We start from the raw sequence: 9,386 nt of genomic DNA, 5'->3' as shown, positions 1-9,386 counted from the left end.
CCTGTACCTGCCGAGTTCTACGGTCGCCGGCGTTCGTCTGCAACTGGCGTTCTGACTATCGACGTATGATCGGTGTCCGTGCCGACGAGGAGCTTCGCGACCAGCAAATATCGGGGCGATTGGTGGTGGCGCCACACCAGTCGCAGGCAGGGCCGACGGTCCGGCGCCAACCTGTGGAGAATCAAAGTGAGTGAATTCGACCGTGAAAAAGCAATTGCCGTGCTCAATGAAATCATGGAGCTTGAACTGTCGGGTGTGGTCCGTTACACGCATTATGCGCTGATGGTTTATGGGTACAACCGCATCCCGATTGTGGACTGGATGAAAAAGAACGCCGAGGAGAGCCTTGTTCACGCCAGTCGTGCCGGTGAAATGGTGACCTTGCTCGGCGGTCATCCTTCGCTGGGCATTGGCCCGCTGCTCGAAACCCACAAACACGACATCGGGGATATCCTGCGCGAAAGTCTCGCGCACGAAACCATGGCCAAGTCTGCGTATTACCGGCTGCTTGAGATCGTCGCGGGAAAGAACGTGCTACTCGAGGAATACGCCCGCGAGTTGATCGTCGACGAAGAACTGCACAGCGACGAAGTCAACAAGATGTTGAGACGACCAGGGGAGACCGAGGCATTCCAGGACTGACGCACCGTCTGCGCCGACGGGAGCTGCTAGCTCAGGGATACACGTTCCCCGGCCTGTTCCGACACGAGCTCGGAAAGGGCGGACAACAGTTCCTGGTTGTGGCGCGTGTCCCGCCAGCAGCCCGCGTCCGAGTTCCACTGGTAGTGAAAGCCTCCCGATCTGGCGGCAACCCAGATCTCCTTTGCGGCATTGTGGCGGTTGATGACGATCTTGCTCGCGTCGGGGAATTCGATCTCCAGCACCTGCTCGTCAACCATCGTGAAGTCGAGATCGGCGCCGCTTCGTTCGAGCGCGAGTTCGATCCGCTGGAGCGCCGCGTCGGCAAGCGCGTCGAATTCCTTGTCATTCATCCTGTGCTAACATCCCCAATTTTTCATGACTATGCGGCAACACCTTTCGCCGGTCCTGCTGGCGACGATCGCCTTGGGGGCCTGCGGCACCAAGGGCCCACTGATCCTGCCGCCGGTACAGACGGCGACCCCACCCGCCAGCGTCGGCAACCCGGCACAAGCGCCAGCAGGTGCGGTTGCCAAGGATTCTAACACGCCCGGCGACGCTGCCCGATGAGTGCCTTCGCCCGCAGGGATGGCGTCTTGCACGCCGAATCGGTCTCCTTGATCGACATCGCTCGGCAGTTCGGTACACCTTGCTGGGTATACTCGCGGCAGGCCCTCGAAGCAGCACTGGAGGAGTTCCAGCGCGAGTTGCTCGGTTTCGACGCACTCGTCTGCTACGCCGTCAAGGCCAACTCCAATCTCGCCGTACTGGATGTCTTCGCGCGTCGCGGCGCCGGTTTCGACATCGTTTCCGGCGGCGAACTCAGGCGGGTGCTGGCCGCCGGTGCCAATCCGCAGCAGATCGTCTTCTCGGGTGTCGGCAAGAGCACCGCCGAGATGGAGCTGGCACTCACAACCGGCATTCTCTGCTTCAACGTCGAATCCGCCGCCGAACTCGAACGCCTGGACATGGTGGCCCGCGGGCTGGGCAAGACCGCGCCGGTCAGCCTGCGCGTCAATCCGGACGTGGACGCGGGGACACATCCGTACATCTCGACCGGTCTCAAGGAAAACAAGTTCGGCGTGGCCTACCAGGATGCGCGCGCGCTCTACCGGCAGGCCGCCAGGCTACCCAATCTCCGAGTGACCGGCATCGATTGCCACATCGGCTCGCAGCTGCTCGACCCCGCGCCGTTTGCCGAAGCGCTCGACAAGATTCTGGCGCTTCTCGATGAGCTTGCGGCCGACGGCATCGTGCTGCACCACATCGATCTCGGCGGCGGACTGGGCATCCGCTATCGTGACGAGGAACCGCCAACCGTCCACGCCTACCTGCAGCCCATGCTCGAGAAGATCGGGCAACGTCGGTTGCAGATCCTCGTCGAGCCGGGCCGTCGCCTGGTCGGGAACGCGGGCGTGCTGCTGACGCGCGTCGAGTACCTGAAGACTGGCGACGCGAAGAATTTTGCCATCGTCGACGCGGCGATGAACGACCTCGCCCGCCCCGCGCTGTACGGCTCCTGGCATGACATCGTGCCCGTCGTTAGCGGGCCGGCGACTTCGATTCCCTGGGAAATCGTCGGTCCTGTCTGCGAATCGGGCGACTTCCTCGGTCGCGGCCGGGAGTTGGCACTCGCCGACGGCGACCTGCTGGCGATCCTGTCGGCCGGCGCCTACGGCATGGTCATGAGTTCGAACTACAACAGCCGGCCGCGCGCGGCCGAAGTGATGGTCGACGGATCGGCCGTTCATCTTGTCCGCCGGCGCGAGGAAATCGAGGAACTCTACGCGCTCGAACGGCGCCTGCCCTGAATTGATCGGCGGGCTTGTTGCAGGCCGTCGCTGGACGCACCCGCCGAGCGCGCGCGCCTTACAGGTTCCGTCGGCACGTTTCGACCGATCGTCGAAACGTGCCTGCGCAATCGCCAACTGCCGTGGCGAGCCTTCCTAGCGGACGTCGAGCAGAGTCTCGTCCCACTTGGCGTGCTTCTCGAAGCCGAGCAGATTGGTGATCGTCGCGGCAATGTTCGACAGGCCGGCGCCGGGAAGCTGCCTGAGCCCGAGTTTGCCGCCGGTGACCGGGTCGTAGAGGAGGAATGGCACCGGATTCAGCGTGTGCGAGGTCTTCGCCTTGAACGATCCGTCGGCGTTCCTTGCCGGCTGTCCGCTCTTCTTGTCGATTTCGTACATTTCGTCGGCGTTACCGTGATCGGCAGTGATCAGCGCGACTCCGCCGAGCGCCTTGACCACCGGCAGGATGCGCGCTAGCTGCAGATCGACCGCCTCGATGGCCATCGTCGCGGCGCGGAAGCTGCCGGTATGGCCGACCATGTCGCCATTCGCGAAATTGCAGCGCAGCGTCCGGTAGCTGCCGCTCCTGAGGGCGTCGATCATCGCGTCGGCGATCTCCGCTGCCTTCATCCACGGACGTTGCTCGAACGGCACGACGTCGCTGGGCACCTCTTGGTAGGTCTCGCCGTCGAACCGGTTCGATCGGTTGCCGTTCCAGAAGTAGGTCACGTGCCCAAACTTCTGCGTTTCGGAACAGGCAAACTGGGTAATCCCGGATCGGGCGAACCACTCGCCCATCGTATCGAGAATCGCCGGCGGATCGACCAGGAAGCGCTTGGGAAGCTTCAAATCGCCGTCATACTGCAGCATGCCGGCGTAGGTGACGCGCGGTACGCGGACGCGATCGAACTTGTCGAAAGCGCTTTCTTCGAAGGCACGGGTGATCTCGATCGAGCGGTCGCCGCGGAAATTGAAGAAAACCACCGAGTCGCCGTCCTCGATCGTGCCGACCGGCCGGCCGTCGTCGGCGATGACGAAAGGCGGCAGATCCTGGTCGATCGTTACCGGAAACTTGCTGCGTAGCGCCGTGATTGCCCCCGAGGCGCTGGCGTACCGTTCGCCTTCACCGAGTACGTGCGTCTGCCAGCCCTTCTCGACCATCTTCCAGTTCGCCTCGTAGCGGTCCATGGTGATGTTCATGCGGCCGCCGCCGGACGCAATGCGCGCATCGAAGTCCGCGCCGCTCACCTCGGCGAGAAACGCTTCGAAAGGAAGCACGTAGTCGAGGGCACTCGTTTCGGGGACGTCCCGTCCATCGAGCAGAACATGAACGCGCACCGTTCGCACACCTTCTTCCCGGCAGCGCAGGACCATTGCCCGCAGGTGATCGATGTGACTGTGCACATTGCCGTCGGAAAAAAGGCCGAGGAAATGGATGACACCCCGCCTGCCCTTGGCGCCGGCGACGATCTGCTGCCAGGCGTCACCCCGCCAGATCGAGCCGGTCTCGATCGCGTCGGCCACCAGCGCTGCGCCCTGGCTGTACACCTGGCCGGCACCGATGGCGTTGTGGCCGACCTCGGAGTTGCCCATGTCGTCGTCGGACGGCATGCCAACGGCCGTGCCATGGGCGCGCAGCGTGATGTTCGGGAAATTGGCGAAAAGACTGTCGAGGGTCGGTTTCCTGGCCGCGGCGATGGCGCTGCCGAGGTCGGACTTGGCGATTCCGTAGCCGTCCATGACGATGGTCACGACGGGGCCCGGGATGCCTGGGAAGGAGGCAAGTTTCTGCAACATGATGGGTTCCTGGGGGAAGTGAAAAGGCGTGTACAAAGGTTGCCATGGGTCGAACGACGGCAACAACACGCACAGTATAGCGCAAGCCGCGATTCCCGGAGCGACAAGAAATATGGCTATATAACAGATAGTTAAGAATTTCGCTCGGACCACGCTCGGGTGCAGCAGGAACTGATGGCGGGACGCATCGGAAGTACGGCATGCGCTGGCGAGGGTGGGATGCTCGCTGCTCCGATGGAGAGGAGGAGCGCAGCGCAGCGTCGACGACCGCGGCAGTGCAGGACGCAGCCGAAATCGGTCGCCGGCGGGTGGACTTCAGGGCAAAGCGAAACCCCTGGGCGGGGAGACTCCCGTAGCACATGGCGCGGGGCCCCATGTCGCGAAATGCGGAGCGAAGCCCCCTGGCCCCGCTGCCCCACGAGCCACCGCGCACGACCCGGGGGGGCTCTGACCTCCGCGCCACGCGGATCCTCGACCATCTCGCCAGCATAGTCCCGGAGCCCGTCGGCACACCACTCCCAGACGTTGCCGTGCATTTCGTAGAGACCCCAGTCGTTCGGTGCGAAAGACTTCACCGGCACAGTCTTCCGCCGGGACTTGCCTTTCTTCCATCTGTCATAGAGGTGTTTCGCATTGTAGTTCGCCTGCTGGGGAGTGATCGTCGCGCCGAAATGGAACTGCGTTTCGCTGCCCGCCCGGGACGCGTATTCCCACTCGGCCTCGGTCGGCAAATCGGCAGCGACGCCGGGAAGCAGCGGAACCAGACGGTGCAGGAAAGCACTCACGTCATCACACGAGACTTTCTCGACCGGGTTGCGTGCATCGTCCCGAAAACGGTTCGGATTCTTCCCGCCCATCACCGCCGCCCACAGCGCCTGCGTGCAGGCGGTGTGGGCGAGCCAGAAGCCTGCGCTCAAGCGCACGCGGTGGCACGGTCCTTGGTTTTCCCTTCGTTCGGGTTCGTCTTCCGGCGACCCCATCCAGAACTCGCCGGGGTCGAGCCAGCGAAAGTGCTGCACGACGCCGGCCAATTCCACGTCGAGATACAGACCGTGGCGGTCGCGCGCCAGCTCCTTCGACCATGGCGGGCGGTGCAGACGCGCCAGACCATAATGGCGGCGACCATTTTCGATGGCGATCGCGGCGAGCTTCGCTGCATCTGCGATCGGCAGCGTCAGCGGTTCTGTGCGCGGCTCGATCCACCGCCGGCGCCAGCCGGCATCGCCGCGCAGGCTGCAGAAGACGCCGCCCTCGATGGTCAGCGCCGGCCAGCGCCCAGATCGGCGCCAGCAGCGACGAGTTCGCCTCGATCCACGCGCGGTCGCCGCCGTGGCGATGGAAGAGATCGTCCGCGTAGCCGGCGGCGTCGCCGACCCCCTCGGCCGCGGCGGAGCCAAAACGCGTGAACCAGTCGCGCGCCTCGCCGGTCCGCGCGAGGAATTCTTCGCTCGCCGCTGCCGGGCGGCAGCTTGTTCGGCGAAGCGATCGCGGTAGTCGGCGACGCACGCCGGGGTGAGTTCGCAGAAGCGGCTGCCGGCGGCGAGTGCCGACGCGTACGACCACACGATCGCCTCGAGACCGGGTTCGGCGGCGGAGTCGGCGTCGAGGAGGCGCAGGGCACGCAACAAACCCGGTTCGACGCGGACGCAGCAGGCCAGCAGCGCCGGCAGCAGCGGGTGCCGCGCCGCCGCGCCGAACGGCGGCTTGCCAGCCGGCACGGGCACAGCAGCTACCGGCGTGGCTGCGCCGGCGTGGCGCACAGCGGACGCAGGCCGTGCGCGCCGTCGAGGCAGTGCAGCTCGCTATGACGCAGCGCCGTCGCCGGTACCAGCGCCGCCGACATCGGCCGCCAGGCGACCGGCGGCGCGCCGTGCTCGGCGAGGCGGCGAGTGAACTCCTGCCATGCCGCGAAGCATCCGGGATCTTCGGCGAGCAGGCCGAGGTCGCCGAAGATCAGCACCCGCGTTGCCGGCGGCGGCAAGGGAATCGGTCCGGCAGCGGCCGGCGACGCGCGGGCGGGCGCGGCGAGCGGGCGCGCGGCGAACGGCGAGTGATCGACGACCCACAGCCGCAGACCGCCCTCGCCGTGCCGCCGGCGTACTTCGCCGAGCAACTCGCGGTAGTCTGTGTCGTATGGAACCAGCCGCTGCGCGAGATCGACGACGACCGCCAGCTCGCCGCCCCAGCGGCGCGGCGACGCCAGCGCCCGCTGCAGCGCCGGCCACAGTCGCGTGCGGCCGACCAGCGGCGAGTACGGCGCACTGCCGGATCGTCGCGGCTGGCAGTCGGCACGGGTCAGCAGCGGCAAGGGCTCGCGGCGCGGCGGCGTCGCCGCGGTCTCGACGAGCGCGAAATGCGCCGCCGGAAGCGGTGGCCGGCGGCTGCTTGCCGTGGCCCGCGCCACCCCTTCGCTGCGACCGCTGGCGGCGACGAGCTGCTGCCGCGCGTCGGCCGGCAGATTGCTCGTTTCCGCTCGCTGCGGCTGCGGATGCAGGTCGAGCAGGCGGGCGATCGGTGCCAGGTCGGCAGCGGTCGTCTCCTTGCTACCGACCGCCTGCGCACCGACCACGGCGACCGCCGCACGCAGCAGGTCGGCGCGGCCGGCGAAGCCGCGACGGCTCATTCAGCCGTTCTCCGCCGGCCGCTCGGCGAGGCCCGCGACCGGCGCTCGCGTCTGCGACACACTGGCCTGGCCGGCGACGACGCCGTGCTTCAGATAGCCGTAGGCCGAGAGGCGACCGAGCCACTGCTGCTGCGCGCCGGTCTCGCCGGGAAAAAGTTCGTGCAGCGCGTAGAGCCGGTCGAGGTATTCGGCGAGATCGGGTGGTGGCAGGTTGAGGCTGCTCACCTGCTGTCGGTCGCTGACCAGCTGCTCGGCTGCTTGCTCGAGAATCACCGGCGCGGTCAGCTCGGCGCGTCGGGGACTGGCGTTCGGCAGTTCCGCCGGCAGTTCTGCGAAATGCGCCGCGCCGCGCTGGACGAGCCAGTCGCGATAGCGCATTCCGGGGTCCGGCTGCTGCGTCAGGACGATGCGGCGGCGCAGGAAGGCCGCCGGCAGCTCGCGCTCCTCGTCGGTGGTGATGACAATCAGCGGCGACTGCACATTCGGGCCGCCGATCGGGTGAGGCAGGGATTCGACGCGGAAGCTGCGCTGCGCGAGGACTTCGAGCAGGCTGTTCGGCAGGTCGCTGTCGGCCTTGTTGATCTCGTCGATGAGGACGACGTGCCCGACCGGCGCCGCCGGATCAATGCCGCGCTCGGCGTCGGCAAGGAAATCCTGCGCCGACTCCCAGCCGAAGGCCTTCCACAACACGCCGGGCCGCCAGTAGCGCTTCAGGTCGGCGAGTTCTTCCTCGGCGCGCGCGAGCTGCGTCTTGCCGGTGCCCGGCTAGCCGCGCACGAGCAGCGGCCGGCGCGCCGCGTAGGCCAGCGTCAGCGCGTCGAGTTCGGCCGCCGACCACTGATGCCAGGCGCGCGCCTGGCCGGGAGATTCCCTGAGTTCCTGGACAGCGCCGGGCTGCAGGGTGGCGAAGGGAAAGTTGGGGCGGAGGGTGGCGGTCATCGGTTTGCCTGTCAGTCAGTGGAAGAGCGCGAGAAAAGCGGGCCAGGAGTGCTCGAGGTCGGTCCAGAACGGGGCGAGCGTCGCCCGGATCGGCGCGTACGTCCGTGGCGCCCGCTTTGCGGTGGCGTGTGCTGCGTCGCTCACTGGGGTGGCCCGGAAGCTTGCGGGTCGCTTTCGCCTGCCCGGTCCTCGTTCGCCCGATCCGGCGGTGACGCCGGCTGCAGGATGGGCTCGAAGGTTTCGCGCAGATCCGACTCGATCGCCTTCAACCAGCCGGGCACTTCGCCGTCGGACGGCTGCCGGAAGAAACTTCGGACGCCGAAGTCGCCCCGCAGGTACGCCTGCAGTTCGGCGCGCCGTTCGCCGCTCGCGAAGCGCCCGGTCGCATTGCTGGTGACGACGAGCGCGGTTCCCTGGTCCTCCTCGAGTTCACGGATCAGCTCGCGCAGATAGCCAGCGCCGAGCTTCCGATCGACGTCGACCGAGCGACGCTGCAAGGTTGCCCGCAATTCGCTGCGCGAAGGCGCCAGACCTCCCTCGTCGCGCATTCCGGGTTCCGGAATCGGATGAACCAGCGAAAAGACGTTTTCCGCTTCGTCTTTGCCTGGAGAATGGCACAGTCCGAATCCCAGCCGTATCGCCGCCTCGATGGTCGCCACGAGCCGATTCCGGCTCAGCATCGGATCATGATCGTTGCGAGCCTGCGCCTCGGCCTGGCACGGCGCCTCGAAGTAGCGTTCGGCAGCTACCAGCGCGATGCGCACAATCGCGCTGTAGACGATGGCGTCGGTCGGCGAGCTGTTCGCCCAGGCCCGCGATCCGCGATCGAGAAAAAAGCGACGCGTCGCCACCAGCAGCCGCTCGACCGGAGCAGTTCGCGCGAGATCGAAGACGCTCTCCGCACTCGGCGAAGCGGTGATTCCCGAAGGCACTTTCGTACGCGTGAAGCTCTGCTGCGTGCTCAAGGTCGGCCAGTTCTGCCGCTGGTAGCTCTCGAGCAGCTTCTGCAGTTCGGTGCGCGGCGGCGCAGCGCCGGGTTTCGGTGGTGGCGGCGGCTCGACGATGCGCTCGGCGGGCGCTGGCGACGGCTGCCGCGGCAGGGCGCTGAGAACCTTCACCTTGAGATCGTCGGCGGTGGTGAACCGCGCCGGCCGCGGGATGTCGCTCGCCCCGGACGAAAGGCGCGCGCGAAAGGCTTCGATCAGCGCGGGATCATTATCCTTCGTGTAGAGGTCGGTCCGTGAGGCCGGGATGGCTTCGGCGTCGCGGACGAACACAAAGCAAGGCAGACTCGCCGCCAGCGCCGCGTCGAATTCGAGTTCGGTGATCCACTTGCGCTGCCCCGGCGGAACGAACCCATAGCGCAGGCCAACGATGTCGACGTAGATCGTGCACGTCGCGACATCGGCGACGCAGCTTTGCCAGAGCGGTCGCGGATCGGCCTCGTAGCTCTCGACGACCGCGTACTGGCCGCCGAGCACATCCTTGACCGCCCGCCGCTCGTTTTCCAGGTCGGAAAACGTCGAAGACAGGTAGAGTTTCATGCTTGGTTGTTCCGGTGATAAGCGTCCCGCGCACCGAGCTCTGGGTGCGCACGA

General features: G+C 66.5%; 10 protein-coding genes. 3 read left to right on the top strand and 7 right to left on the bottom strand.

Annotated elements, in window-relative coordinates; all coding sequences use genetic code 11:
• Positions 1–186 precede the first annotated feature (186 nt).
• Entirely contained in the window at positions 187–642 is a 456-nt protein-coding gene (locus tag NFV80_RS14900) for a ferritin-like domain-containing protein (RefSeq protein ID WP_295331680.1), read from the top strand.
• Positions 643–668: 26 nt separating this feature from the next.
• Here NFV80_RS14900 and cyaY read toward each other — a convergent pair whose 3' ends face one another.
• Positions 669–992, bottom strand: a complete 324-nt coding sequence (cyaY, locus tag NFV80_RS14895) for an iron donor protein CyaY (RefSeq protein WP_295331679.1) — start codon at positions 990–992, stop codon at positions 669–671.
• 25 nt (positions 993–1,017) lie between these two features.
• Here cyaY and NFV80_RS14890 point away from each other — a divergent pair, with 25 nt between their 5' ends.
• Complete coding sequence (locus tag NFV80_RS14890; RefSeq protein WP_295331678.1) at positions 1,018–1,209, top strand: lipoprotein; 192 nt, start codon at positions 1,018–1,020, stop codon at positions 1,207–1,209.
• Complete coding sequence (gene lysA, locus NFV80_RS14885) at positions 1,206–2,450, top strand: diaminopimelate decarboxylase (protein WP_295331677.1); 1,245 nt, start codon at positions 1,206–1,208, stop codon at positions 2,448–2,450. Before NFV80_RS14890 ends, lysA begins: the two co-directional genes overlap by 4 nt.
• A 135-nt stretch (positions 2,451–2,585) precedes the next feature.
• Here lysA and gpmI read toward each other — a convergent pair whose 3' ends face one another.
• From gpmI to NFV80_RS14855, 6 genes are all read right to left on the bottom strand, one after another.
• Complete coding sequence (gpmI, locus tag NFV80_RS14880) at positions 2,586–4,226, bottom strand: 2,3-bisphosphoglycerate-independent phosphoglycerate mutase (protein WP_295331676.1); 1,641 nt, start codon at positions 4,224–4,226, stop codon at positions 2,586–2,588.
• A gap of 131 nt (positions 4,227–4,357) precedes the next feature.
• Positions 4,358–5,950 carry a formylglycine-generating enzyme family protein gene (locus NFV80_RS14875; protein WP_296759175.1) on the bottom strand — a complete coding sequence of 531 codons (1,593 nt, stop codon included), beginning with the start codon at positions 5,948–5,950 and terminating at the stop codon, positions 4,358–4,360.
• Between the two features lie 5 nt (positions 5,951–5,955).
• Positions 5,956–6,849 (bottom strand): hypothetical protein, encoded by an 894-nt coding sequence (locus tag NFV80_RS14870; protein ID WP_295331674.1) that lies wholly within the window; start codon positions 6,847–6,849, stop codon positions 5,956–5,958.
• Positions 6,850–7,563 (bottom strand): AAA family ATPase, encoded by a 714-nt coding sequence (locus NFV80_RS14865; protein WP_295331681.1) that lies wholly within the window; start codon positions 7,561–7,563, stop codon positions 6,850–6,852. It abuts the gene before it with no gap.
• 51 nt (positions 7,564–7,614) lie between these two features.
• Positions 7,615–7,788 carry a hypothetical protein gene (locus tag NFV80_RS14860; protein ID WP_295331673.1) on the bottom strand — a complete coding sequence of 58 codons (174 nt, stop codon included), beginning with the start codon at positions 7,786–7,788 and terminating at the stop codon, positions 7,615–7,617.
• A 140-nt stretch (positions 7,789–7,928) separates the two neighbouring features.
• Complete coding sequence (locus tag NFV80_RS14855; RefSeq protein ID WP_296759171.1) at positions 7,929–9,332, bottom strand: DUF4062 domain-containing protein; 1,404 nt, start codon at positions 9,330–9,332, stop codon at positions 7,929–7,931.
• Between the last annotated feature and the right edge of the window lie 54 nt (positions 9,333–9,386).

The sequence above is a fragment of the Accumulibacter sp. genome (genome assembly GCF_023806565.1).
Classification (GTDB): domain Bacteria; phylum Pseudomonadota; class Gammaproteobacteria; order Burkholderiales; family Rhodocyclaceae; genus Accumulibacter.
This window is presented reverse-complemented; position numbering and strand designations above follow the sequence as displayed.